The organism is Streptomyces sp. NPDC023527, assembly GCF_055560115.1.
Map to the genome: position 1 here is coordinate 38,391 of NZ_JBVHJJ010000010.1, position 23,855 is coordinate 62,245.

Sequence of the window (23,855 nt, forward strand, 5' to 3'; positions counted from 1 at the left end):
CCAAGCTCCATCACCACATGACGAGGTGCTCGGTGCCCCTTGGACTCGCCGGTTCCGCATTCCCGGTCATCGGGTCGGAGGAGGCATGACGAACACCGCCACACCGCTGTCACCTGCGGACCTTCTCGGCCGACCGGTCGAGGGGACCATTGGTGCCGGAGCGCATCTGCACGGATTCGGAGGGTTCCACGGCGGCCTCGCCCTCGCGCTGATGACTTCGGCGATGCAGAGCGCGGCCCCAGGCATTCCGCTGCAAAGTGTCACCGCGCGTTTTCACCGCCCGATCGGCGACGATTTCACGCTGGAGACATCCCTGATTCGTGCCGGGCGAAGCCTTACGACGGTCGGCGCCCGCGCGGTCACCGCTAAAGGCGTTCATGTCGAAGGCCAGGCGATCTTCGGATCCCTGAAGCCGGCCGACTGGCAGCCGTTCGCACCCGTCGCTCCGGTGGCGCCGCCACCACAGGAATGTGAAATCTTTGTCATTCCACCCGAGTTCGTCGCCATCTCCACCTATCTTGAGATCCGGCCGGTCGGTTCCAGTCGCCCCTACGCGGGCGGCGACGAACCCGAACTCGTCGCCTGGATAAGGTTGCTGGAGGACGAGGAGCCGCCGGACGCGCTGCGCTTCGTCTATTTGATGGATGCGCTGGCGCCGTCGTACGCCGCGGTGCTTTCGACGCTGGCCTTGGTGCCGACCGTCGAGCTCACGGTGCGGCCCGGCGGAAATCTCGAACGGGCGTCCTCGCCGTGGATTCTGCTGCGGGCGCGGACGCGCGCGGCGAGTGCCGACGGCTGGGTGGACGAGCAGATAGACGCCTGGGGCCCGGACGGAGCCCACCTGGGATCCGCCCAGCAGCTCCGCGTCGTACGCACCGACTGAACCGCTCCACAGTGCACGACACGAAAAGTATTCAGGGCCCGCCATTGGCGCAATGACGGGTCTCAGTCACGAGGCTGAAGGTAACGGGGGCGCTGTGGACCGCATAGCGGGCTGGGCACGTACGTCATTGCCCAAGTCATTGCCGGAGATTCTGGAGTACCGGGCGCAGCTGCCACCGCAGTTGGCGTTCCGCTTCCTGCCCGACGGCACCAGCGACGAGGTGGTCGACTGGACGTACCAGGACCTCGCCGAGCACGCCGGGCGCATTGCCGCCGACCTGCTGCGGCGAGAACTCACCGGCCGTCGCGTCGTCCTGGCGCTCGACCCCGGTGTGCACTACGTCGCCGCGCTCTTCGGGATATTCCAGGCCGGCGCCACCGCGGTGCCCTCCTTTCCGCCCACCGGCAAACGCGCCGTGGCCCGCTTCGCCTCGATCATCGAGGACTGCGCACCCGACGTGATCATCGCCGACCGGCGTCTGGAGCGGCGGATCGACCAATTCGAGGCCGAACTCCCCGCCACCGTGAGCCGCCCGCAATGGGTGTTCGTCGACGACGCCTACTTCCGCCAGGAGACCGAGCCCGACCGCCGGCCGGCGCGGGTCGCCGACCCCGCGCTGCTGCAGTACACCTCCGGCTCGACCGGTGACCCCAAGGGCATCGTGCTCACGCACGCCAACCTCGTCAGCAACTGCGTGGCCCTGGAAGAGAACATGGGCTACGAGCCCGACCGGGTCGGCTGCACCTGGCTGCCGCCGTACCACGACATGGGCCTGATGGGCACGATCATGCTCGCGGTGCACGGCGGCTGGCCGCTGGTCCTGTTCTCCCCGGCGCATTTCGTGCAGCAGCCGTACCGCTGGCTCAAGGCCATCACCGACCACAAGGTGACGATTTCGGTCGGCCCGAACTTCGCGTTCGACCTCTGTACGTCGAGCATCACCGACGAGGAGCTGGAGACGCTCGACCTCGGCACCCTGCGGCAGGTCTTCTGCGGCTCGGAGCCCGTCTCGCGCGCCACCCTCGACAAGTTCCGCGAGCGGTTCGGCCCCCGGGGGTACGACGAGACCTCGCTCATCCCCTGCTACGGGCTCGCCGAGGCCACGCTCTATGTGTCGGGCAAGCCCACCGGCGACGAGGTCCGCACCCAGTGGCTGGACCGGACGGCGCTGGAGAACGGCCTGGTCCGCCCCGCGGCCGAGGGTGCCGCGGAGACCGCGGCGCGGATCGTCAGCTGCGGCGCGGTGGCCCAGGGGCACGAGGTGGTCATCGTCGTGCCGGAGAGCCGGCGCCCGGCCGAGGAGGGGCGGATCGGTGAGGTCTGGGTGAGCGGACCCAATGTCGCCGCCGGCTACCTCGGCCGGCCGGAGCTGACCGCCGAGACCTTCACCGCGCGGCTCACGACGCCGGGCGCGGTGGCTCCAGAAGTTGAACAAACGTTTCTCCGCACCGGTGATCTCGGCTTCCTGCTCGACGGGGAGCTCTACATCACCGGACGGCTGAAGGACCTCGTGGTCATCGCCGGCCGCAATCTCTACCCGCAGGACATCGAGCACAGCGTCCGCGAGGCCCACGACAAGCTGCGCGGCTCGGCCGTCTTCTCCGTACCGGGCGAAGCCGGCGAGGAGCTGGTGGTCGTCGCCGAATACCGCGGCACGGCCCGTCAGCTGGCGGCGGAGGGCGACGAGGTCCTCGATGCCGTGATCGCCGCGGTCACCGCCGAGCACGGCGTACGGCCGGCCGATGTGCACTTCGGGCCGGTCGGTGCGATTCCCATGACGACCAGCGGCAAGGTCCGCCGCGACGCGACACGGAAGGCATACGCCCAGGGGACGCTGAAGAAGCTGGCCCTGGCCACCGACGACAAGCCGCTGTCTGTGCGGTGACTGGAGTCCACCATGACCTTTTCTCCCGAGACTTCTTCCCAGACCTCACCCGATACCTCACCGGCCACCGGTGCCCCACCGGCCTCCCCGCCCACCGTGATGACCCCGGGGCCGGCCGGTGACACCGACGCGTCGGCCCGCCGGCTCGCGTACCTCACCGTCGGCGTGCCCACCCTCGGCTTCATCGGGGCGGTGGTCTTCGCCCTCAACTACGGTTTCACGGCGGTCGACATCGGCCTGCTGGTGGGCATGTACCTGGTGACCTCGCTGGGCGTGGAGGGCGGCTTCCACCGCTTCTTCTCCCACCTGTCCTTCACGGCGAAGCCGGGGATCACGGCCTTCTGGGCGATCGCCGGCAGCATGGCCGCGCAGGGACCGGTCGTCTTCTGGGTGGCCACGCACCGCCAGCACCACGCCTTCACGGACCGCGACGGCGACCCGCACTCGCCCCGGCCCCTGGAGGACGGCCGTCGCTTCCCCAAGGCGCGCGGACTCTGGCACGGCCACGTCGGCTGGCTGTTCACCGTCCGCCGGCAGAACTGGAGCAAGTACGTACCGGACCTGATGAAGAACCGGCTCGTGATGAAGATCAATGAGCTCTACTTCGTCTGGGTCCTGGCCGGCCTGGCGCTGCCCACCCTGCTGGGCTGGGCGCTGACCGGCGGCACCGTGCGCGGCGCGGTCGGCGGCCTGCTCTGGGGCGGCCTCGCCCGGATCTTCCTGCTGGACCACGTGACCTGGAGCGTCAACTCCATCGGTCACACGCTGGGCAACCGTCCGCACAAGACGCGCGACAACAGCCGCAACGTGGCCGCGCTCGCGCCGTTCTCCGTCGGCGGCTCCTGGCACAACAACCACCACGCCAAGCCCGCCCTGGCGCACAACCGGCACACCTTCTGGCAGATCGACATCGCGGGAGGGTGCATCTGGCTCATGGACGTGCTGGGCCTGGTCCACAACGTCAAATATCCGAAACGCGCACGGTCCGAGTAGAAAAGGAGTTGGTTCTCGTGTCCTCGGCAACAGCCGATCCCGTAGCGGCGGCAATCGTCAAGCTCGACCCTGCCAGTCGCCGCATCAAACGCTTCTCCGCGCTGACCACGATGACGCTGCCGCTCATCGGCACGCTCGCCGCGGTCTATTTCCTGTGGACCGGACAGTTCACGACCACGGACATGGTCCTGTTCGTCGTGATGTATTTCGTCCACATGGGCGGCATCACCATCGGCTTCCACCGTTATCTCTCGCACAAGGCGTTCAAGACCTCGCGCTTCTTCGAGGGCGTCATGATGATCACCGGGTCCATGGGGGCCCAGGGTCCGCTCATGTTCTGGGTGACCACCCACCGCCGCCACCACCGGTTCAGTGACCAGGAGGGCGACCCGCACTCCCCGAACCTGCACGGCTGGAGCCTCAAGGCCCGGCTGCGCGGCCTGTGGTACGCGCACATGCCCTGGATGCTCAGCGACGAGACCTCGAAGTGGAGCGTCTTCGCCCCCGACGTCCTGCGCGACCGCCGGCTGATGTGGTACAGCCGCACCTACCCCGCCTGGGTCCTCACCGGCCTGCTGATCCCCACCGTGATCGGCTTCGCGGTCGGCCAGACCCCGATGTCCGCGCTCACCGCCCTGGTCTTCGGCGGCTTCGCGCGGATCTTCGTGGCCAACCAGGCCGCCTGGTGCGTCGGTTCGATCTGCCACGCGATCGGCAGCCGCCCCTTCGACAACGACGACCGCAGCGCCAACAACTGGCCCGTCGCCGCCTTCACCTTCGGCGAGGGCCTGCAGAACAACCACCACGCCTTCCCCGGTTCGTACCGCCACGGCGTGACCTGGTGGGAGCCGGACCTGAGCGGCTGGGTGCTGTTCGGCCTGGGCAAGGCGGGCGTCGTGTGGGACCTGCGCGAGCCGGACCAGGCGACCATCGCCAAGAAACGGGCCATGAAACGGGCCATGAAGACGGCCGCCTAGCCCTCTTTCCCCACGTGAGTTCCAAGAACGACATCTCGGCAGGAGCGTAAACCACACATGTTCGGACGTAAGAAGGAAGCCCAGCCGACCGGCCCGCTGACGGAGGAGACCCTCCGCCAGTGGCTGATCGACCACCTGGCCAAGCGCATCGAGGTGTCGCCGAGCGACATCGACACCGCGAAGTCTTTCGAGGCGTACGGGCTCGACTCCCGTGTCGCCGTCCAGGTCTCCGGCTCGCTCGAGAAGGTCGTCGAGCGCCGACTGTCCCCGGGTCTGCTGTACGAGCACCAGACCATCGATGACCTGAGCCGCTACCTGGCGCAGGAACTCAGGCTGTCCGACCGGACCGGCTGAAAGGGTTTGCGACGATGGCCGCGTACAACTTCCCGTCGGCTCCCGACGAACATTTCCAGGAATTCCTCCGCAAGTCGGAGAAGATCGAGGGCGAGCGCCTCCAGTCGGCCATTCCCCGGGACTACTTCGAGCCCCGGGTGGGCCGCGGCCTGCTCGGCTTCTTCGTCAGCTGGGCGCTGTACATCGGGGCGATCGTCGGCATCGCCTTCGCGCCGCACTGGTCGCTGTGGATCCCGCTGTGGGTGGTCGCCGGCCTCGGTGGCTGGGGACTGCACTGCATCGCGCACGACTGCGGGCACGGCTCCTTCTCCCGGTCGCGGAAGTTCAACTTCGCGATCGGCCATGTGTCACTGCTGCCCCTGATCTACCCCTTCCACGCCTGGCGGCACGTACACAACCTGCACCACAGCCACACCAACAACCTTGAGCTGGACACCGACTGGCGTCCGGTCCCGGCGGCGCTGTACGACCGGATGCCCTTCCGCGAGAAGGTCATCTACCACGCCACGCGCACCTGGGCGTTCTGGGGCGGCACGATCAACTACTGGCGGGAGTCCGGCTTCCGGCCGAGCTACTTCCCCAAGAAGGAAGCGCGCCGCGACGTGCGCCGGTCGATGGCCTTCGTGCTGGCCGTGTGCGTCCTGTACTTCGCGCCGCTGATCTACTTCACCGGCGTCACGGGCTTCCTGATCTACTTCGTCGCGCCGTGGCTCGCCACCCACGCGTGGTTCAGCGCGACGACGCTGATGCACCACAGCTCCAGCGACATCCCGTACCTGACCAACGAGCACTGGACGCGCAACGCGAGCCGCCTGCTGGTGACGACCGACTTCGTCTACCCCAAGTGGCTGCTGTTCCTCACGCACAACATCTCCATCCACACGGCCCACCACGTGGCGCCGGTCGTCCCCTACTACAACCTCCGCAAGGCCCAGCAGGCGCTGAAGGACGCGTACCCCGGCATGGTCCGCGAGGAGCGGGTCAGGGTCAGCCAGCTGGCGAAGATCGTCCGGCGGCTGCACTTCTACGACACGGAGTCCGGCTTCTACACCGACTTCGGCCGTACGAAGATCGACCCGGCGGACGCCACGCCGGTGTCGAAGCCGGTGGCCGTGAAGTCCCCGTCATGACCTCACTCGCACTGAGGAGGTTCGCCCACGCGGCGGTCGGCGCCCTGGTGCCGGGCGTCGGCGGCCGCTGGGCGACCGACGTCTTCTCCCGGACCCGCGCGCTGGGCACCGAGCCCGACAACGTCCTGCCGCTGGGTGCCCGCCGCTTCGCCATCGAGGGCAACCCCGATGTGAACGGCGGGTACCTGTGGGGCGACGACGGGCCGACGGCCCTGCTCGTCCACGGCTGGGGCGCCGACAGCACCAGCATGTACTCCCTCATCACCCCGCTGCGGGAGCTCGGTTACCGCGTGGCCGCGTTCGACGCGCCGGCCCACGGGGTGTCCGAGGGCAAGCAGGCGACGATGACCCAGTACACGGCGGCCGTACGTGCCGCCCTGGACTCCCTGGGCGGCGCCCGGGTGATCGTCGCCCACTCGCTCGGCTCCATCGCCGCGGTCGGCGCCGTGGCGCTGCGCCCCGACGAGCCGGTCGACTGCGTCACCCTGGTGGCGCCGACCTGCACCCTGACGGCCGTGCTGGAGAACTGGTCGAAGGGCGAGCTGAGGCTGTCGCGCCCGATCGTCGACCGCATCTACCGCGAGCTGCACCGCCGCAACGGCGTACCCGTCAGCCACTGGGACGTCGTGGGCCTCGGCCGCGATCTCGACGTCCCGGTGCTGGCGATCCACGACCCGGAAGACCCGGTCGTGCCGTTCTGCGAGGCCGAGGCCATCGCCGCGGGCCTGCGCGACGTACGGCTCCAGAAGGCCCCCGGCCGGGGGCACATGGGGATCCTCATGTCGCCCGAAGTGAAAAGCGCCATCTCCGCGTTCGTCGCCGAACACGGAACGAGAACTGGAGAGACCATCCCGTGAGCGAAGAAGCCGGGAAAAGGGCATGGATGTGCCTCGTGTGCGGCTGGGTCTACTACGAGGCCCTGGGTCTGCCCGAGGAGGGCATCGCGCCGGGCACCCCCTGGGAGGAGATACCGGACAGCTGGGAGTGCCCGGACTGCGGCACCACCAAGGAGGACTTCGTCATGGCTCCGCTGTAGTGGCGGCGGGCCCCAGCCGTTGAGAACAGTCCGGAAACTTCCAGAGGAGAGCAGATGAGCACGACGGTGATGGACCCCGGCACGGCGATGATGACGCTGATGACCCCGGAGGGCAAGCGCGACCCGTATCCCCTGTACGAGGCGCTCCGCTCGTACGGACCGCTGCTGCGGCTCGGCCCGGACCAGCTCGTGGTCACCGGCCACGCCGAGTGCTTCCGCGCGCTGCGCGAGCCGGGCCTGCTGTCGACCGACGGGCCCGTGCAGGACCGGATGATGCCCGGGTGGCGGGACCACTCCTCGTGGGTCTGGCTCGCCCAGAACATGCTCTTCAGCAACTCCCCGGACCACGAGCGCTACCGGCGCTTCTTCAGCGGCGCGTTCACCCCGCGGCGGATCGCCGAGATGCGGCCCGTGGTGGAGCGTCTGATCGACGAGCTGGTCGACCGGCTGGCAGAGCTCGGCGCGGGCGGCGAGCCGGTGGACTTCATGGCCGAGTTCGCCTTCCGGGTGCCCATGGCCGTGGTCGGCCACCTGATCGGCATCCCCAAGGAGGACTGGCCGGACTTCCGCGGACCCGTCGGTGACATCACCACCGCCCTGGAGCCGATCAGGGACCTGGCCCAGCTCGGCCGCGGCGACGGCGGAATGGACTGGATGGCGGACTACTTCGCGGACCTGGTCGCCAAGCGCCGCGCGCACCCCACCGACGACCTGGTGAGCCAGATGACGCGGGCCCGGGACGAGGGCGGCGAGCTCAGCGAGGAGGAGCTGATCGCCAACTTCATGCTGCTCCTGGTCGCCGGCACCGAGGCGCCCATGGACCTCATCGGCAACGCGATGCGCCTGGCCATCGAGCACCCCGAGCACGCCGACCGGCTCCGCGAGGACCCCGAACTGGCCGCCGGCTTCATCGAGGAGACCCTGCGCTTCGACCCCGCCGCCCAGGCGCTCAACCGCATGGCCGCGACCGACCTCGAGTTCTTCGGCGTACCGCTCACCGAGGGCACGAAGGTCACCCTCCTCATCGCCGCCGGCAACCGCGACCCGCGCCGGTTCGCCGACCCGCTGACGTTCGACCCCTACCGCAGCGGCAACCACGCGCTGACCTTCAGCGGCGGTGCGCACTTCTGCCTGGGGGCGGCGCTGGCCCGAATGATGGCGGAGCGGGCGCTGCCCCAAGTCCTGCGCCGTCTCCCGGACATCGCGCTCGGCGGCGAGCCGACCTTCCGTGACCAGTTGGTGCAGCGCGGCTTCGACCGGCTTCCGGTGAAGACCGGCTGACGCCTCGTAGGGGCGCGGCCGGCCGGCTCTCCGCGAAGTGTGGCTGACGCCTCACAGCGAAGCTCGGATTACCCTCCCGGACCGCTGTATGCTCCGGTGAGTTGGAAAAACCAACCCACTAACGAGGAGAGCGATGACTCAGACTGCCACTGGCCAGGTGGGCGGTGTGACAAAGCCCCGCTTCGGACCGGTGTTCGCCGTCGTTGTAGCCGGGGTGGCGATGTCCAACCTCGACATGTTCATCGTCAACGTCGCCCTTCCGGACATCGGCGAACAGTTCTCCGGGTCCTCGCTGGCTTCGCTGTCATGGATTCTCAACGCCTACGCCGTCATCTTCGCCGCGCTGCTCATCCCGGCCGGCAGCCTCGCGGACCGCACCAGCCCGCGCCGGGCGTACCTCGCGGGCATCGCCGTCTTCACCGTCGCCTCCGCCGCCTGCGCGGTGGCGCCGGGGGTGTGGTTCCTGGTCGCGGCCCGCGTGGTCCAGGCCGTCGGGGCGGCCATGCTCATCCCCGCCTCCCTGGGGCTGCTGCTCGCCGCGGCGCCGCCCGAGAAGCGGGTGGCCGCGGTCCGCGGCTGGACCGCCATCAGCGGCCTGGCCGCGGCCCTCGGCCCGGTCGCCGGCGGTCTGCTCACCCAGCTCGACTGGCGCTGGGTCTTCCTGATCAACCTGCCCATCGGCGTCTTCGCCCTGGTCGTGGGCGGCCGGGTGCTGCCCCGCACCGCCGCGCGCCCCGCCACCGGCAAGCTGGACCTGCTGGGCGCGGCGCTGCTCACCCTCGGCATCGCCGTCCTCGCGCTCGGCCTGGTCAAGAGCGAGGACTGGGGCTGGACTTCCGGCAAGGTCCTCGGGGCGCTGGCCGCCGGCGTCGTCCTGCTCGCCCTGTTCGTCCTGAGCTCGGCGCGCCATCCGTCCCCGATCCTGCCGCTGCCGATCCTGCGGGTGCCCGCCGTGGGCCCCTCGACGCTGGCCAACCTCCTCTTCGCGGTGGCCTTCGGCGCCATGCTCCTGTCCCAGGTGCTCTGGTGCCAGCAGGTCTGGCACTGGTCCCCGCTCAAGACGGGCCTCGCGATCGCGCCCGGCCCGCTGATGGTCCCCTTCTTCGCCATGGGGATCGGCCCGGTCATCCGACGGGTCGGCTCGGCCGCGGTCTCCGCCATCGGCTGTGTGCTCTTCGGCGCGGGCATCGGCTGGTGGATCTACCGCCTCGACGCCGGGCACGACTACGTCACCGGTCTCCTCCCGGGCGTCATCCTCACCGGCATCGGCGTCGGGCTGGTCGTCCCGACGCTGGTCGGCGCCGCCGTGGCCGCCCTGCCGCCGCAGAGCTTCTCCACCGGTTCGGGCGTGGTCACCATGGCCCGCCAGGTCGGCTCGGTGCTGGGCGTGGCCCTGCTGGTCGCCTTCCTCGGCACGCCCGGCGGCGGCGACCCCCTCAAGTCCTTCGACCACGGCTGGGAGTTCACCCTCGCGTCGACCGCGGCGGCGGCGGTGGCGTGCGTCTTCATCCCCCGAGGCCCCAAGAAGACGGCGGCCTGACGCACGACATCGCCGAACCCCCACGCCGCTCCCGCCGGGCGGCCGCGCAAGGCTCCCCCCGAGCCCGCGCGCGGCCGCCCGGCCCTTTGCGGTCCGGGGGTGTGACATCGACGTGGCGCGTCGCCCGAAGTGGAATGGTGATACGTAAATCTTCATTCCCTCCTGGCGGTCAGCCAGTTCTGGCCATACTGACGCGATGTCACACCCTTCACCCTCGCCCTCACCCTTCGCGCCTGCCCCGTCGGTGCCGTCGCGGACCAAGTGGCAGCACCCCGCCCTCGTCGTCACGCTGCTGATCCTCCTGCCTCCGGCTGGCATCCTGCTGGCCTGGCTCAGCCCGTGGCGGCGGCGCCGGAAGGTCGTCGCCACCTTGTTATCGGGTCTGTGGTTCGTGGCGTTCCTTGCGTCCGATCCGTCGAAGGCGAGCCAGGAGGGGAAGAAGGGGGCCAAGCCGGCGGTGACGGCATCGGTCTCGCCGACACCGAGCGCCTCCGCGACCACGGCGTCTCCCAGCCCCTCGCCGACACCGGCGGCGGAGGCCAGGATGCCCAGCGTCGTGGGCCTTGCGTACGTGGACGCCGTGCGAGCCGTCGACAAGCTGATCGACGGCAAGGTGACGGCGTACAGCGCGTACACGGACGTCGACCTTCCGCCGGACCACGGTGACTGGCCCGTCTGCCTCCAGGGCCCGGCGGCGGGCGAGAAGCTCGCACGAGCCCACGCGGCGCCCCGGCTGCACCTGGTGTCACCCGGAACGCCGTGTCCCAAGGACGCGTCGACGGAGCTGCACCCGAAGCCCATGGAGAAGCCGGCCCCGGAGCCGCGCCCGACCCGTGACCCGGATGAAGGGACGTCGGGCACCACGGGCGGTTCCAGCGGCGGATCGACTTCCGGCGGCGGAGGAGTGGGCACCGTGCGTCCCGGCTCCTTCTGCTCTCCGGCCGGTGCGTCCGGCGTCACCTCCAAGGGCACGTCCATGACCTGCGGCCCCGGCTCGGACGGCCGCAACCGCTGGCGCAGCTCCTGATCCGCAACCAAGGGCGGCGTTCCGACGGAACGAGGGTGCGAACGAGGACGAGAGCGAGGACGAGAGCGAGGCGCCGAGCGCTCCCGGGACACCGCCGGTCCGGACACGCCTTCGCATGCCGCCCGCAGCGAGGGCGTCGATGTCTCCCACCCCCTGTATGCGTGCCCGTGGGAGGCACGGGTGGTGAAGACCCCGCCGAATCGGCATCACCGAGGACACGTGGGTGCCGGTCCCGTTCGACGAGCGGATCCTCCGATAGCCGGGATGGGCCGGACGGGAGGTGTGGTGTGAATCGCTCCCTTTCCCCCGGATGTTGACAGACGACCTCATGATCCTCAATGCTCATTCCACTAGCTGACTAGTTGATTAGCAAGCAGGGTGGGTTATGGGCGGGACGACGTCAGCCGGCGGTGTGAGCCGTTGGGCGGTGGAGGCGCGGGGGCTGGGGAAGCGGTACCGGCGGCGGTGGGCCCTGCGGGACTGTTCGTTCAGGCTGCCGGCCGGGGCGATCTGTGGGCTCGTGGGGTCCAACGGCGCGGGCAAGAGCACGCTGCTGAGCATGGCCGCGCGGATCGTCCGCCCCACGGCGGGCAGCCTGCGGATCTTCGGCGTGCCCGTCGAGGAGCCCGCCGTGCTGGCCCGGTGCGCGTTCCTGGCACAGGACAAACCGCTGTTCCCGAGGTTCACGGTCGAGGAGACCCTGCGCATGGGCCGGGAGCTCAACCCGCGCTGGGACCAGGGGATCGCCGAGCGGATCGTACGGTCCGGGAAGCTGGCCCCGCACGCCCGCGTCGGGGCGCTCTCCGGCGGTCAGCGCTCCCGGGTGGCGCTCGCGCTGGCCTTCGGCAAGCGGCCGGAACTGCTGCTGCTGGACGAGCCGATGGCCGAGCTGGACCCGCTCTCCGCGCACGAGATCGCGGGGCTGCTGATGGCCGAGGCGGCCGAGCAGGGGACGACCGTGCTGATGTCCTCGCACCAGCTGTCCGACGTGGCCGCCATGTGCGACCACCTGCTGGCCGTCGCCGACGGCCGGGTCCGCCTCGCGGGCGAGGTCGACGAGCTGCTGGGTGCCCACCGCCTGGTGACCGGCGCGCACCTCGTGGACGGGGTGCCGCCGGAGATCGCCCGGCACACCGTCGTCGAATCGCGCGCCGTGGGGCGGCAGTTCAGCGCCCTCGTCCGGCAGCGCGGGCCGGTCGAGGGCGACTGGAGGATCACCGAGCCCGATCTGGAGGAGGTGCTGCTCGGTTATCTGCGATCGCCCGCTGCGCCGCCCCTGCTGACGGCCGGCGCCCGCGTCGACGACCCCGAAGCCGCACAGCCCGAAGCGGCGCGGCCCGAAGCCGCACAGCCCCAAGACCCACAGGAGGAGTCGGCGTGAGTGCGACCGTACAGGCGGCGACCGACGTGGAGCCCGGCAAGCCGCCGCCGCGTGTCCTGCGCGGCATGGTCTGGCTGGTCTGGCGGCAGCACCGCGCCGTCCTCCTGACCTGCCTGCTCCTGACCGCGGCCGCGAGCGTGAACATGCTGTGGCAGCGCTCCGCGGCGATGGACTTCCTGGCGGACGCCAGGGCGGCCACCCCGGCCGTGGAGCTCCGGCAGGTCTTCGAGGCGCGGTACGGCCCGGCCCTGCGGGACGCGAGCTGGGTGATGGGCATGGTGTCCGTCGTGGCGGGCGTCTTCCTCGGCGCTCCGCTGATCTCCGCTGACCAGGAACGCGGCACCGTGAAGCTGGTGACCACCCAGTCGGTGACGCGGGGCCGCTGGCTGGCCACCAAGATCGGCATGGCGGCACTCGTGACCGTGGTGTGTTCGGCGGTGCTCTCCGCCGTCTTCACCTCGTGGTGGGAGCCCGCGCACGGCCTCGTGTACCTCGGCGACTGGGGCGACACCGCCATCTTCGACAAGACCGGCCCCATGCCGGTGGCCATGGCGCTGCTGCACCTCGCCGTCGGCATCGCGATCGGGCTGTTCGTGCGGCGGGCGCTGGTGGCCATGACGCTGTCCTTCGGCTCCGTGTTCGTGATCGCCGAACTGTGGGACCGGGTCCGGCTGCTGCCCTTCACGCCCCGGGTGATCACCACCTCTGTCGAGGAGGGCCGGCCGAAGGTGCCCGAGGGCGCCGGGTGGTCCGACGAGTGGACCGTCGACGCGGCCGGCGGGCTCCACGGCTTCGGCAAGTGTTTCAACGAGCGCACGCCCGCCGGCTGCCGGGCGAACGAGGGTATCGTCGCCCACCGCCTGGAATACTTCGGCTACGACCAGATGAGCGCCATGCAGTGGACGGGCGCCGCGATCCTTCTGGCGGTCACCGTCGTGATCACCGGACTCACCCTGTGGTGGGTCCGGCGACGGCCGCTGTGAGCCGCGAGGTCATCCGGCCGGCGCGCACGTGGATGGAATGAGGGGGCCGTACATGGTCGAGTTCAGGATCGACCGGCACAGCGGGATGGCCGCCTATCTGCAGATCGTCCAGCAGGTCCAGGAGGCCGTGCGGCTGGGCATCCTGACCGTGGGGGATCAGCTGCCCACCGCCGCCCGCGTGGCCCGGGACACCAGGCTCAACCCCAACACGACGCTCAAGGCGTACCGGGAGCTCGAACACCTGGGTCTCGTCGAACCCCGGCCCGGCGTGGGAACCTTCGTCAGCGCCGTCCCGGCGCAGACGAGGTCCCTCGCCGACTCCCCGCTGCGCGGAGAGCTCTCGGAGTGGATGCGCCGGGCGCGCGGGGCGGGGCTCGACTGGGGGGACGTGTCCGCGCTCATCACCGCGGCGCGCGCGGAGCACTACCCCGTGTCCTGAGGGGACAGGACGGACGGGCCGAGCGGGCGCACGCGCGCCCCGGCACGCCGCCCAGGCGCATTCCGAACCATCAGACGAAACGGCATGACAACGATGAACCCGGCTCTCATACCCGGCTCCTCCACGACGGAGCCCCACGCCAGACCGTCGTGGAGCGAGCCCCGGCGCACCCCTCCGGCGAAGCAGGCGAAACGTATCTTCGCCTGGGCGTGGCCCGTCCTCGCGATCTACGCGGCCACCACCGTGCTCCACCTCGTGCTGCTGGCCGCGATGAACGGCCCCCAAGGCCCCGGCATCCGCGACCGCCTGCTGTCCTGGGACGGCAACCTCTACGTCGACATCGCGGCCAACGGCTACCCGGACGCCTTCTCCTACGGCGAGGACGGCGCGCTCGCCGGCAACAACCTGGCGTTCTTCCCGCTGTTCCCGCTGCTGATCCGTGCCCTGCGCACCCTCACCGGACTCGACCCCGGCACGGCGGGCATCGTGGCCGCGCACCTCGCGCTGATCGCCGCGCTCCTCACCGTGCGCTCGCTCCTGACCAGGCTGTACGGACGCCGCACCGCGCTCGCGGCGATCGTGCTGCTCGCAGGAGCGCAGCCCATGGCCCTGTCCTTCCTGATGTCCTACAGCGAGGCGCTCTTCCTGGCCCTGGCCGCCGGAACCCTCCTCGCCGCGCACCGCCGCGCCTGGCTCACCGCCGGCACCCTGGCCCTGCTCACCGGCCTGACCCGGCCCGCCGCCGCGGCGGTCGTGGCCGCCCTCGTCGTCGCCGTCGGCCTGCACCTGCTGCGCGAACGCCGCCTCACCTGGCGCCCTCTGACGGCCGTCGCCCTGGCCTGCGCGGGCACCCCGCTCTACCTGTGGTGGGTGGGGGAGCGGGTGGGCGAGATGGACGCGTGGTTCCGCATACAGGAGGCCGGCTGGGGCACGCACTGGGACAACGGCGCGGCCTTCCTCGACTTCCTGGGCGAGACCCTCCGCCAGGGCGAGGGCTGGGTGCCGGTCAGCACCGCCGTCCTCCTCCTCGCCCTCGTCTGCGCCACCGCCCTCACCTGGCACCGCGCCACCTGGCCGCCGCTGCTGGTCTACGGCACCGGCGTCATGGTGCTCACCCTCTGCCAGAGCAACTACTCCCACTCCAAGCTGCGCCTGCTCGTCCCCGCCGTCCTCTTCCTCGTCCCCGCCGCCCGCGCGCTGGCCCGGACCCGGACCCGTACGGCCGTCATCACCCTGGCCGCCGCCACCCTCTTCGGCTGCTGGTATGGCGCGTACATGCTCACCACCTGGCACTACGCCATATGACCGGCGATGACTGAAGCGTCAGGGCTTGCGCGCCACCGCGGCATAGCAGGCCGCCTCGGCCGCCGTCGCGCGCAGGGCGTCGCCGGGCCGGTCGGGGCGCCAGCGGTGGGAGAGCGTCACGCCGGGCTCGATGAGCTCCCAGCCGTCGAAGAAGCGCCGGAACCCGTCCGCACCGCGGAACCGCACGGGCGTCCCGGCCCGCGCGTAGATCTCGCCGGCCTCGGCCATCACCGCCGGGGCGAAGTCGCGGGTGACGTGGGTGATGGTGAGCGTGCTGCCGCTCGCCAGCGCGGCCTTGAGGTGCTCGACGACGGCGTGCGCGCGATCGCGGCCGTCGTCGGTGACGAAGTGCAGCACGGCGTTGAGGGACAGCGCCACCGGCCGCTCCAGGTCGAGGGTCGCCCGGAGCTCCGGGGCGTCCAGGACGGTGCCGGGCTCGGTGACATCGGCCTGGACGTACGCCGTGCGCCCCTCGGGGCGGCCGCGCAGCAGCGCGGCGGCGTGGGCGAGGACGATGGGGTCGTTGTCGGTGTAGACGACCCGGGCGTCGGGCCCGACCTCCTGCACGACCTCGTGGAGGTTGGGCGAGGTGGGGATGCCCGTGCCGATGTCGAGGAACTGCCGCATGCCCTCGCTGGCGAGATGGCGGGCGGCCCGGTGCGTGAACGCGCGGTTGATCCGGGCGGCGGCCACGGCCGCCGGGAAGACCCTGAGGACCTGGTCGGCGGCCTCGCGATCGGCGGCGAAGTGGGTCCTGCCGCCGAGGAAGTAATCGTACATACGGGCCGAATGGGCCCGGTCGAGCCGAAGGTCCACCACAGGATCCCGGTCGGTGCCGCTCATCGTCCCTGCCTCCCCGGCGCGGTGGTCACTCGTGACCGCGTCGCCATACGTACCCGCTCCACTGACCGTAAACGAGTAACCGGTTGGACGCGGAGAGCTAAAATTTTTGACGTGTTGCCGCACCAAAGGCCCGGATCTCCGGTTCATTGGATGCCGACGCCGACCGGCACGCGCCACCACGCCGCGCGGCGGTTATACGGATCGAGGGATCTGTGACTGGAGACTCGGAGCGGCCCCCGCCGGTCCGCGCGCACAGCCGTCGCATGGCGATCACCTTCGCCGCCTTCCATGAGCTGCACGCGGCCAAGTGGTGCGCGTACGCCCAGGTGCGCACCGGTGACAGGGAGGCCGCCGAGCGGATCGTGGCGGAGGTCTTCGCGCGGCTGCGCATGCGCTGGCCGCACGTGCTGCGTCAGCGGTCGGCGGAGTCCTGCGCCTGGGCGCTGTTGAAGGAGCACCTCGACCGGCGGCCGGCCGACCGCGACGCGATGGTGTTCCCCCGGGCCACCCGCCCGCTGCCGCGCGAGCTCCAGCGGCGGTTCGAGCTGCTGGAGAGCGGCATCGGGCTGTACGCGGCCATCGCCCGCCTCCCCGAGCGGCAGCGCGACGCCCTCGTCCTGCACTTCATGATCGGTTACAGCGTGGGGCAGGTCGCCGGGCTCCTCGGGATCGAGGAGGCCACGGCCCGCTCCCACATCGGCCACGCGCAACGCAAGCTCGCCTCGGTGCTGGTCAGCCAGCGCTCCGTCAGGGGGAAGCCATGCCGCACAGCCACGACACCGATGGCGGTGTCATCGAAGCCGTCCTGACCGCGAACGCCCGCACGATCGCGGGGGAATTCGAGAACCGCCGCCGACCCGTGGCGGGCCGTCGTCGCCGCCGGGCCGCCACGGGCGGCGGGACGAGCGCCGGCCGCGACCAGGCCACCCAGGAACTCGACCTGGCCTGCGTCCTGGTCATCAACGCCGTCGAGGCCGCCGCCAGTCTCGATCGGTTCGTGGACGACCGCGGCATCGACCCGGAAGGCGCGCTCGTCTTCGCCTGCCTGCTCCATGTCGTGGGACACACGACCGCGGCCGCCTTCTGGTGGCGCTTCGCGGCGGGCGCGGGGAGCGGGACCGCCGCGTACTGCCTCCACCTCGCGCACCGGCGCGCCGGCGAGTCGCGGGAGGCGGCGTTCTGGCGGGACCGGGCGGCGGACGCCCCCGAGGGGCCGCGGCCGGCCCGTGCCTCCCGCGGCCGGCGCGGGCTGCTGTCCGAGAGCGCTCGGCACGAACTGCTCATCCAGTGGCACAGCGGGCTCACGCCGCATCTGCCGGCCGCGCTGGAGAGCGTCGTCAACCGCCTCACGGTCGACGGCGACGACGAGGACTTCGGAGAGGTGCCGCGGCCCGAGCCCGGGCTGGTGGAGCGGTTGTCGGCAGCGGACCCCTCGGGGGACACCTCCGGGCGTTAGGCGGGGGAGGGCGAGGACAGCCCCGGCGCCGACAGGTGCAGCAGCTCGTACCGCTCCGTGGCCGGCGCCGACTCCGGCACCGCGTCCCGCCACAGCGTGAACCGCAGCAACTGCCACCCGCACGGGTCGAAGGCGAGCGCCGCCGTGTGCACCCCCTCCTCCCGGGCCGTCAGCCGCATCGCGTCCCGTGCCTCCTCCACCGCCGCCAGCGGATCGGCGTGCGACGGCAGGACGGTGACGTGCCGCGACGCCGCGCGGGGCGTCGCGCCGCGCGCCGGGCCGGCCTCGCTCGCCACGCCCGTCCAGTGCCGCACGGCGGGCCGGCCGAAGTCGCGGAGGATGTTCTGGAAGCCCCCGCCGCCGACGAGGAAGTGGCTCATCGCGTCGGTGTCGTCCCACAGATAGAAGGGGGCGTACTGATTGACGGGCGAACCGTCGACGCCGCGTTCGCGGATGACGTACGCCTTGAGGCCGAGTCCGGGCCGGTCGTCGAGCAGGTGGCCGGACCTCTCGACCCGGCTGCGGATGATCTTCATGTCGTAGTCGGCGGGCAGTGTGATCTCGTACTGCATGGCGTACACGATGAGGGTCCCCCTGGGTCGGAATCACGCGGAGTCGAGGTGGGTGAGCAGCCCCAGGACGCCCGCCACCGCCTGGTCGTACGGTGCGGTCGAGCCGGCCGCGCGGGCGAGGACGTAACCGCCCTGGAGGACCGCGACGACGGCCGAGGCCGTGGCGGCGGGGTCGACGGCGGCGGTCAGCTCGCCGCGTTCGAGCCCCTGGGCGAGGAGTTCCGCGAGCCGGCCGCGCAACCAGTCGAAGGTCTCCTCGACCGGGGCGCGCAGCACGGGGTCGGCGACGATGTCCGGGTCCTGGGTGAGGCGGCCGATCGGGCAGCCCTTGAGGACGTCCCGCTCGCGCAGGAGGTAGGCGGAGATCCGCGCCACGGCCGTGCCGGGACCCGCGAACTGCTCCTCCGCCGCGGCCCGCAGCTCCTCCGCCGTCCGCCGGATCGCCGCCAGGGCGAGGTCCGGCTTGCCGGTGAAGTGGTGGTACATGCTGCCCTGCCCGGCGCCGGAGCGCTGCTGGATGGCCTTGGGGCTCGTCCCCACATAGCCGCGCTCCCACAGGAGCTCGCGCGTCGCTTCGATCAGGCGTTCCGAGGTGCTCACGCGCAGCACTTTACATACTGGTAGGTACAAAGGCGAGTCGGCGCTGAAAGAGTGATGTATCCCTGTTCATTAGTGCATTTGCCGTCACATCCCGTCGATGCGGCCGCCCCGCGTCCGCAAGCTGAGGAGGTGACAACGATCGATTCCGCGCAAGACCGGCCCCCCGTGCGCTTCTGGGACGTCGAGGACCTGCGGGCCCTGGACTTCGACCCCTTCATGGCCGAACTCCTCCACAACGAGCCGGTCGCCCGCGTCCGGCTGCCCTACGGCGAGGGCCACGCCTGGCTGGTGACCCGCTACGACGACGTCAAGGCGGTCACCTCCGACCCACGGTTCAGCCGGCGCGCGCTCGTCGGCCGGACCGTCACCCGGCTGACCCCGCACGTCATCCCGCTGGACGAGGCCGTCGGCTTCGCCGACCCGCCCGAGCACACCCGGCTGCGCAAGGCCGTCGCCGGGGCGTTCAGCACCCGCAGCCTCGACCGGCTGCGCCCGCACGCCCGGCGGGCCGCCGACGAGCTGCTCGACGCCATGGAACGCGAGGGCCGTCCCGCCGACCTGATGGCGCATCTGCACGGCCCGCTGCCGCTGGCCGTCGTCAGCGAGCTGATGGGCGTGCCCGGGGAGGACCGGCCCCGGATGGCCGAGTGGACGGGGCTGCTGCTGTCGGCCGGGCACGGCAAGGAGCGCAGCGAACGCGCCAAGGCCGAGGTGCGCGACTACTTCACCGATCTGCTCCGGCGCCGCCGCGCCGCGCCGCGCGAGGACCTCGCGGGCGAGCTGGCCGCCGCGACCGTACGGGAGGAGCTCACCGCCGAGGAGGCCGTCGCCATCGGCATCCTCATCCAGATCAGCGCCGCCCACGCGGTGCGCAACAACAGCGCCAACATGGTCTACGCCCTGCTCACCCACCCCCGCCACCTGGCCAGGCTGCGCGCCGAACCCGAGCTGCTGCCCCAGGCCGTGGAGGAGCTGCTGCGCTGGATCCCGCACCGCAGGGGCGTGGGCATCGGCCGCATCGCCACCGAGGACGTCATGGTCGCGGGCAACCTGATCAGGGCGGGAGAGGTCGTCTACGCCTCGTATCTGACGGCCAATCGGGACCCGGCGGTGTTCGAGCGGCCGGACGAGCTCGACTTCGACCGCGAGCGCGTCCCCCATCTCTCCTTCGGGCACGGCCCCCACTTCTGCCTGGGCTCGATGCTGGCCCGGCTGGAGTCCGAGATCATCCTCACCGCGCTGCTGGCCCGCTTCCCGGGTTTGCGGCTCGCCGTGGACGAGAAGGACATCGCCTGGCAGCGCAGCGCGCTCATCCGCGGCCCGGAGACGCTGCCGGTCACGTGGTGAACCGACGGAAAGGACGGGGATGACCCTCACCGGAATGCGGCACGGCCTGGTCGTGCCCCCCGGCCACGGGCGGACGCTGGTCACGCCCGCGCAGCAGGTGACGTTCAAGGTGACGGGGGAGCACTCGCGGGCCGCGTCCAGCTTCGAAGTCGTCGTGCCCCCGGGCTTCGATGTCGGCGCCCATCTGCACGGGAACAGCGAGGAACTGTTCTACGTCCTCGAAGGCGAACTCGACGTCCTCGCCTTCGAACCGCTCGTCCGTACCCCCGACCACTGGCGGGAATGGGAGTCCCTTTCGGGGCAGCGGTACGTACGCGCCGGCGCCGGGACCGTGATCGTGGTCCCGGCGGGCTGTCCGCACGCCTTCGCCAACCCGACGTCGGAGCCCGCGCGGATGTTCTTCCAGGCGTCGCCGCCGCCCGACCACGAGCGCTATTTCGAGGAGCTCTTCGAGATCCTCGCCGCCGGTCCACCCGTCGACCAGGAGGCGATCGAGGCGCTGCGCGCGCGGTACGACATCGAGCAGCTCACCCCCATGCGGACGGGCCTGCGGGCGGCTGACCCGGCTACGACGCGGTGACCGCCGGGAGGGCGGCGTGCCGTGCGGCGGGCACCACCACGGGGGAACCGTCGTCCGGGGCCCGGAGGATGTCGGCCTCGATGCCGTACAGCTCGCGGACCAGGGCGGAGTCGACGACGTCGCGGGGCGCCCCCTGGGCCACGATCCGGCCGTCCTTCATGGCGACGACGGTGTCGGCGTAGCGGGCGGCGCCGGCCAGGTCGTGCAGGACCATCACGACCGTACGGCCCGCGACGGCCACCTCGCGTACCAGGTCGAGGACTTCGACGGCGTGACCGATGTCGAGCGCGCTGGTGGGCTCGTCGAGGAGGACGACCGGGGTCTCCTGGGCCAGCACCATCGCCAGCCAGCAGCGCTGCCGCTGGCCGCCGGAGAGCTGGTCGAGACGCCGGTCGGCGAGGCCGGCGACTCCGGTGGCGCGCAGCGCCTCCCCGACGGCCCGCTCGTCCTCGCGGGACCACTGGCGGAACAGGCCCTGGTGCGGGTGGCGTCCGTAGCGTACGAGCCCGGCGACCGTGACGGCCTCGGGGGCCAGCGGGGACTGGGGGAGGAGCGCGATGCGGTGCGCGGCCCGGCGCTGCTTCAGCTGCCAGATGTCGGCGTCGCCCGCGAGGACGCGGCCGGACTCGGGCTGGTGGAGGCGGGCGATGGACCGCAGCAGCGTGGACTTGCCGCAGCCGTTGGGTCCGACGATGGCGACGACCTGGCCGGAGGGGACGGTGAGGTCGACGCCGGCCACGGCGCGGTGGCCGGGGTAACCGGCGATGAGCTGTTCGACGCGGAGCTCCACGGGCGGGGGCCTTTCGAGAAGATCGCCGGATTGTTATGGACCCTCCTGGCCGGAGAGCTTTAAGGTAAGGCTAACCTAATGTCCATCGCCGTTCCGTGCGAGGGAACCCTTGTGCGGCCGCTTTGCTCGTTCTCTGTTTTCTCTTCACTTTTAAGCCCGGAGCCTTCGATGACCTCATCCCACCGCTTCCTGCTGTCCGCCCCGCGCCGCGCGGTGCAGGTACTCGCCGCCGTAGGCGCGGCGGCCGTGCTGGTGACGGGCTGTGGCTCGGACTCCGGAGCGGACAAGAAGTCGGAGGCGTCCGACGCCGCCGAGGGCGGCACGCGCACGGTCAAGGACGCGACCGGCAAGGCCATACAGGTCCCGTCGAACCCCAAGCGCATCGTGACGCTCACCCAGGAGGACCTCGACGCGGTGCTGGCCCTCGGCCTCAAGCCGGTCGGCATCACCAACGGCCAGGGCCTCGCCAAGCCGCCGGCCTACCTCGCGGACAAGGTCAAGGACGTCAAGATCGTCGGCAACCTCCTCCAGCCGGTGATCGACAAGGTCGTCGCCGCCAAGCCGGACCTCATCCTGGCCGGTGACATGCAGGACGAGCAGATGCTCAAGCAGCTGCGCGAGATCACCCCGGCCACGCTGGTCACCATGGCCCCGACCGACGACTGGAAGCTCTCCTTCCGGGGGGTCGGCAACGCCGTCAACGCCATCGACAAGGCCAACAAGGTCATCTCCGACTACGAGGCCAAGGCCAAGAAGGCCGGCGAGGGCCTGGGCGCCAACAAGGGCGCCGAGGTCAGCATCGTGCGCTGGAACCCGGACGGCCCCAGCTGGATGGAGAAGAAGCAGTTCGCCAGCGGCGTCGCCCTGGACATGGGCCTCAAGCGCCCCAAGTCGCAGGACAAGGACGGCAACGCCCACACCCCGGCGCTCAGCCTGGAGAAGATCAACGAGATCGACGGCGACTGGCTCTTCCTCTCCACCCTCACCTCCGACGGTGAGAAGGCGCTGAAGGAGGTCCAGGAGAAGCCGGCGTACAAGGACCTCAACGCGGTCAAGAAGAACCACGCCGTGACGGTGAACGGCTCCGTCTGGTCCACGCGGGGCGGTCCGCTGGCGAGCGAGGTCGTCATCGACGACATTGCGAAGGCGCTCCGCTAAGGCTTGCCGCTCCTCTCTCGGAGGGTCACCGCTGTCCTCGAGTGCCGGACGGGCTCGTTGTGGGTCCGTCCGGCACTCGAGGACAAGCGCTACGCGCGGGTGGCCGCGAAATCCGCCGCCGTCCATGCCATGCCGATCGCCCCGTCCAGCAGCGCCTGTTCACCCATGGGCGACACCGCCGCCTCCGCGAACTCCGCCTCGTGCGGCCCGCACGCACCGCCCGTGATGTCCAGGACCGGGTGGATGGACGGGACGACGTGGGAGACGTTGCCCATGTCCGTGCAGGCGAACGCCTCGCGCCGCTGGGGCTCCGGGCGGCCGAGCGCCCGGGCGTTGTCCTGCCACAGCGCTATCAGGCGCGCGTCGGTGCGGAAGTCCAGATAGTCCGGCTCGGGCCGGGTCAGCTCCACCTCGCAGCCCGTCGCCAGCGCGCCGGCGCGGAAGCACGCCTCGACCCGCTCCCGCAGCTCGCGCAGGTCCTCGGCGGCCGACGCGCGGATCTCGTACTCCGCCGTCGCCCGGTCGGGGATCAGATTCGGCGCCGTGCCCGCGGCCGTGGTCACGCCGTGCACCTTCCATTGCGGCGGCAACTGCTGGCGCAGCAGCCCGAGCGCGACCTGGGCGACGGTCAGCGCGTCGGCGGCGTTGCGGCCCTCGTGCGGATCGAGGCTCGGGTGGGCCGACTTGCCGGTGTACGCGACCGAGAGCGTGCCCAGCGCGAACGAGCGGAACTCCGCCACCTCGAACGGGCACGGGTGCACCATCATCGCCGCGTCCACCCCGTCGAACGCGCCCGCCTCCAGCAGCAGCGCCTTGCCCGCGCCGCGCTCCTCCGCCGGGGTGCCCACGACCCGTACCGTCAGGCCCAGTTCATCGGCGTACGGGGCCAGGGCCAGCGCCGCGCCGACGCCCGCGGCGGCGATCAGATTGTGACCGCAGGCGTGCCCGAGCCCGGGCAGGGCGTCGTACTCGCAGGCGATGGCCACGGTCGCCGGGCCGGAGCCGGCCGTCGCGGTGAAGGCGGTGTCGAGGCCGTACGCCGGGGCGGTGACGTCGAAGCCGTGGCCGCGCAGGAGGTCGGCGCACCAGCCGGCGGCGCGGTGCTCGGCGAAGGCCGTCTCGGGGTGCGCGTGGATGCGCCGACTCAGCGTCAGGAGGTCTTCCCGGTGGGTGAGTACGCGCTCGCGCAGGGCGGTCTTGAGGGCGTCGGCCGCGGTCATGGACTGGCTCCTGTTCGTATCGCCCGCCCGGGGGCGTCCCCGGCGGTGGCCGGTGGAGGGTCACTCTCACAGGCG

At 71.2% G+C, this 23,855-nt stretch carries 25 protein-coding genes; 20 read left to right on the top strand and 5 right to left on the bottom strand.

Annotation, left to right across the window (positions count from 1 at the left end; all coding sequences use genetic code 11):
- Nucleotides 1-85 precede the first annotated feature (85 nt).
- From ACZ303_RS20410 to ACZ303_RS20480, 15 genes are all read left to right on the top strand, one after another.
- Nucleotides 86-883 (top strand): thioesterase family protein, encoded by a 798-nt coding sequence (locus ACZ303_RS20410; protein ID WP_467340882.1) that lies wholly within the window; start codon nt 86-88, stop codon nt 881-883.
- A 127-nt stretch (nt 884-1,010) separates the two neighbouring features.
- Nucleotides 1,011-2,768 (top strand): fatty acyl-AMP ligase, encoded by a 1,758-nt coding sequence (locus tag ACZ303_RS20415; protein WP_467340884.1) that lies wholly within the window; start codon nt 1,011-1,013, stop codon nt 2,766-2,768.
- A gap of 12 nt (nt 2,769-2,780) precedes the next feature.
- Complete coding sequence (locus ACZ303_RS20420) at nt 2,781-3,761, top strand: acyl-CoA desaturase (RefSeq protein WP_467340886.1); 981 nt, start codon at nt 2,781-2,783, stop codon at nt 3,759-3,761.
- Between the two features lie 17 nt (nt 3,762-3,778).
- Nucleotides 3,779-4,738 carry an acyl-CoA desaturase gene (locus ACZ303_RS20425; RefSeq protein WP_467340888.1) on the top strand — a complete coding sequence of 320 codons (960 nt, stop codon included), beginning with the start codon at nt 3,779-3,781 and terminating at the stop codon, nt 4,736-4,738.
- A 57-nt stretch (nt 4,739-4,795) separates the two neighbouring features.
- Nucleotides 4,796-5,092: an acyl carrier protein gene (locus ACZ303_RS20430; protein ID WP_467340890.1), complete on the top strand. Its 297-nt coding sequence runs from the start codon at nt 4,796-4,798 to the stop codon at nt 5,090-5,092.
- A 14-nt stretch (nt 5,093-5,106) separates the two neighbouring features.
- Entirely contained in the window at nt 5,107-6,222 is a 1,116-nt protein-coding gene (locus ACZ303_RS20435) for a fatty acid desaturase (protein WP_467340892.1), read from the top strand.
- Entirely contained in the window at nt 6,219-7,079 is an 861-nt protein-coding gene (locus ACZ303_RS20440) for an alpha/beta fold hydrolase (protein WP_467340895.1), read from the top strand. Before ACZ303_RS20435 ends, ACZ303_RS20440 begins: the two co-directional genes overlap by 4 nt.
- On the top strand, nt 7,076-7,258 hold the full coding sequence (locus tag ACZ303_RS20445) for a rubredoxin (RefSeq protein WP_467340897.1): 183 nt from the start codon (nt 7,076-7,078) through the stop codon (nt 7,256-7,258). The genes ACZ303_RS20440 and ACZ303_RS20445 overlap by 4 nt, the downstream gene beginning before the upstream one ends.
- Nucleotides 7,259-7,312: 54 nt before the next feature.
- Nucleotides 7,313-8,539, top strand: a complete 1,227-nt coding sequence (locus tag ACZ303_RS20450; protein ID WP_467340899.1) for a cytochrome P450 — start codon at nt 7,313-7,315, stop codon at nt 8,537-8,539.
- 166 nt (nt 8,540-8,705) lie between these two features.
- Entirely contained in the window at nt 8,706-10,079 is a 1,374-nt protein-coding gene (locus ACZ303_RS20455; RefSeq protein WP_467340901.1) for an MFS transporter, read from the top strand.
- A 196-nt stretch (nt 10,080-10,275) separates the two neighbouring features.
- Nucleotides 10,276-11,106, top strand: a complete 831-nt coding sequence (locus ACZ303_RS20460) for a hypothetical protein (RefSeq protein WP_467340903.1) — start codon at nt 10,276-10,278, stop codon at nt 11,104-11,106.
- Between the two features lie 385 nt (nt 11,107-11,491).
- A complete protein-coding gene (locus ACZ303_RS20465) occupies nt 11,492-12,487 on the top strand; it encodes an ABC transporter ATP-binding protein (RefSeq protein WP_467340906.1) in 996 nt (331 codons plus the stop codon).
- Nucleotides 12,484-13,470 carry an ABC transporter permease subunit gene (locus ACZ303_RS20470; protein ID WP_467340908.1) on the top strand — a complete coding sequence of 329 codons (987 nt, stop codon included), beginning with the start codon at nt 12,484-12,486 and terminating at the stop codon, nt 13,468-13,470. Before ACZ303_RS20465 ends, ACZ303_RS20470 begins: the two co-directional genes overlap by 4 nt.
- A gap of 52 nt (nt 13,471-13,522) precedes the next feature.
- Nucleotides 13,523-13,909 (top strand): GntR family transcriptional regulator, encoded by a 387-nt coding sequence (locus tag ACZ303_RS20475; RefSeq protein WP_467340910.1) that lies wholly within the window; start codon nt 13,523-13,525, stop codon nt 13,907-13,909.
- Between the two features lie 84 nt (nt 13,910-13,993).
- Nucleotides 13,994-15,214, top strand: a complete 1,221-nt coding sequence (locus tag ACZ303_RS20480; RefSeq protein ID WP_467340912.1) for a hypothetical protein — start codon at nt 13,994-13,996, stop codon at nt 15,212-15,214.
- Nucleotides 15,215-15,232: 18 nt separating this feature from the next.
- Here the strand turns inward: ACZ303_RS20480 and ACZ303_RS20485 are convergent, their stop codons facing one another.
- Nucleotides 15,233-16,057, bottom strand: coding sequence for an SAM-dependent methyltransferase (locus tag ACZ303_RS20485; protein ID WP_467340914.1), 825 nt, complete (start codon nt 16,055-16,057; stop codon nt 15,233-15,235).
- Between the two features lie 263 nt (nt 16,058-16,320).
- Here ACZ303_RS20485 and ACZ303_RS20490 point away from each other — a divergent pair, with 263 nt between their 5' ends.
- Nucleotides 16,321-16,866, top strand: a complete 546-nt coding sequence (locus ACZ303_RS20490) for an RNA polymerase sigma factor (protein ID WP_467340916.1) — start codon at nt 16,321-16,323, stop codon at nt 16,864-16,866.
- On the top strand, nt 16,818-17,513 hold the full coding sequence (locus ACZ303_RS20495; protein ID WP_467340918.1) for a hypothetical protein: 696 nt from the start codon (nt 16,818-16,820) through the stop codon (nt 17,511-17,513). The genes ACZ303_RS20490 and ACZ303_RS20495 overlap by 49 nt, the downstream gene beginning before the upstream one ends.
- On the opposite strand, the gene ACZ303_RS20500 is transcribed toward ACZ303_RS20495, so the two are convergent.
- Nucleotides 17,510-18,094, bottom strand: coding sequence for a DUF4865 family protein (locus ACZ303_RS20500; RefSeq protein WP_467340920.1), 585 nt, complete (start codon nt 18,092-18,094; stop codon nt 17,510-17,512). The genes ACZ303_RS20495 and ACZ303_RS20500 overlap by 4 nt on opposite strands.
- Nucleotides 18,095-18,118: 24 nt before the next feature.
- The gene (locus ACZ303_RS20505) at nt 18,119-18,685 is read right to left on the bottom strand and encodes a TetR/AcrR family transcriptional regulator (RefSeq protein WP_467340922.1); all 567 of its coding nucleotides are present in this window, start codon (nt 18,683-18,685) and stop codon (nt 18,119-18,121) included.
- A 129-nt stretch (nt 18,686-18,814) separates the two neighbouring features.
- Here ACZ303_RS20505 and ACZ303_RS20510 point away from each other — a divergent pair, with 129 nt between their 5' ends.
- On the top strand, nt 18,815-20,032 hold the full coding sequence (locus ACZ303_RS20510) for a cytochrome P450 (RefSeq protein WP_467340924.1): 1,218 nt from the start codon (nt 18,815-18,817) through the stop codon (nt 20,030-20,032).
- 19 nt (nt 20,033-20,051) lie between these two features.
- The gene (locus ACZ303_RS20515; RefSeq protein WP_467340926.1) at nt 20,052-20,612 is read left to right on the top strand and encodes a cupin domain-containing protein; all 561 of its coding nucleotides are present in this window, start codon (nt 20,052-20,054) and stop codon (nt 20,610-20,612) included.
- Here the strand turns inward: ACZ303_RS20515 and ACZ303_RS20520 are convergent.
- Nucleotides 20,599-21,402, bottom strand: a complete 804-nt coding sequence (locus ACZ303_RS20520) for an ABC transporter ATP-binding protein (RefSeq protein ID WP_467340928.1) — start codon at nt 21,400-21,402, stop codon at nt 20,599-20,601. The two genes, ACZ303_RS20515 and ACZ303_RS20520, sit on opposite strands and share 14 nt — an antisense overlap.
- A 168-nt stretch (nt 21,403-21,570) precedes the next feature.
- Here ACZ303_RS20520 and ACZ303_RS20525 point away from each other — a divergent pair, with 168 nt between their 5' ends.
- Nucleotides 21,571-22,560 (top strand): ABC transporter substrate-binding protein, encoded by a 990-nt coding sequence (locus ACZ303_RS20525; protein ID WP_467340929.1) that lies wholly within the window; start codon nt 21,571-21,573, stop codon nt 22,558-22,560.
- Nucleotides 22,561-22,649: 89 nt separating this feature from the next.
- On the opposite strand, the gene ACZ303_RS20530 is transcribed toward ACZ303_RS20525, so the two are convergent.
- Nucleotides 22,650-23,780 (bottom strand): M20 family metallopeptidase, encoded by a 1,131-nt coding sequence (locus tag ACZ303_RS20530; protein ID WP_467340930.1) that lies wholly within the window; start codon nt 23,778-23,780, stop codon nt 22,650-22,652.
- Nucleotides 23,781-23,855 lie beyond the last annotated feature (75 nt).

What these genes read in the sequence shown, in the direction of transcription:
- ACZ303_RS20410 (WP_467340882.1), top strand. Translation starts at nt 86, where the DNA reads ATGACGAACACCGCCACACCGCTGTCACCTGCGGACCTTCTCGGCCGA.
- ACZ303_RS20420 (WP_467340886.1), top strand. Translation starts at nt 2,781, where the DNA reads ATGACCTTTTCTCCCGAGACTTCTTCCCAGACCTCACCCGATACCTCA.
- ACZ303_RS20430 (WP_467340890.1), top strand. Translation starts at nt 4,796, where the DNA reads ATGTTCGGACGTAAGAAGGAAGCCCAGCCGACCGGCCCGCTGACGGAG.
- ACZ303_RS20435 (WP_467340892.1), top strand. Translation starts at nt 5,107, where the DNA reads ATGGCCGCGTACAACTTCCCGTCGGCTCCCGACGAACATTTCCAGGAA.
- ACZ303_RS20440 (WP_467340895.1), top strand. Translation starts at nt 6,219, where the DNA reads ATGACCTCACTCGCACTGAGGAGGTTCGCCCACGCGGCGGTCGGCGCC.
- ACZ303_RS20450 (WP_467340899.1), top strand. Translation starts at nt 7,313, where the DNA reads ATGAGCACGACGGTGATGGACCCCGGCACGGCGATGATGACGCTGATG.
- ACZ303_RS20460 (WP_467340903.1), top strand. Translation starts at nt 10,276, where the DNA reads ATGTCACACCCTTCACCCTCGCCCTCACCCTTCGCGCCTGCCCCGTCG.
- ACZ303_RS20465 (WP_467340906.1), top strand. Translation starts at nt 11,492, where the DNA reads ATGGGCGGGACGACGTCAGCCGGCGGTGTGAGCCGTTGGGCGGTGGAG.
- ACZ303_RS20475 (WP_467340910.1), top strand. Translation starts at nt 13,523, where the DNA reads ATGGTCGAGTTCAGGATCGACCGGCACAGCGGGATGGCCGCCTATCTG.
- ACZ303_RS20480 (WP_467340912.1), top strand. Translation starts at nt 13,994, where the DNA reads ATGACAACGATGAACCCGGCTCTCATACCCGGCTCCTCCACGACGGAG.
- ACZ303_RS20485 (WP_467340914.1), bottom strand. Translation starts at nt 16,057, where the DNA reads ATGAGCGGCACCGACCGGGATCCTGTGGTGGACCTTCGGCTCGACCGG.
- ACZ303_RS20490 (WP_467340916.1), top strand. Translation starts at nt 16,321, where the DNA reads ATGGCGATCACCTTCGCCGCCTTCCATGAGCTGCACGCGGCCAAGTGG.
- ACZ303_RS20495 (WP_467340918.1), top strand. Translation starts at nt 16,818, where the DNA reads ATGCCGCACAGCCACGACACCGATGGCGGTGTCATCGAAGCCGTCCTG.
- ACZ303_RS20515 (WP_467340926.1), top strand. Translation starts at nt 20,052, where the DNA reads ATGACCCTCACCGGAATGCGGCACGGCCTGGTCGTGCCCCCCGGCCAC.
- ACZ303_RS20525 (WP_467340929.1), top strand. Translation starts at nt 21,571, where the DNA reads ATGACCTCATCCCACCGCTTCCTGCTGTCCGCCCCGCGCCGCGCGGTG.
- ACZ303_RS20530 (WP_467340930.1), bottom strand. Translation starts at nt 23,780, where the DNA reads ATGACCGCGGCCGACGCCCTCAAGACCGCCCTGCGCGAGCGCGTACTC.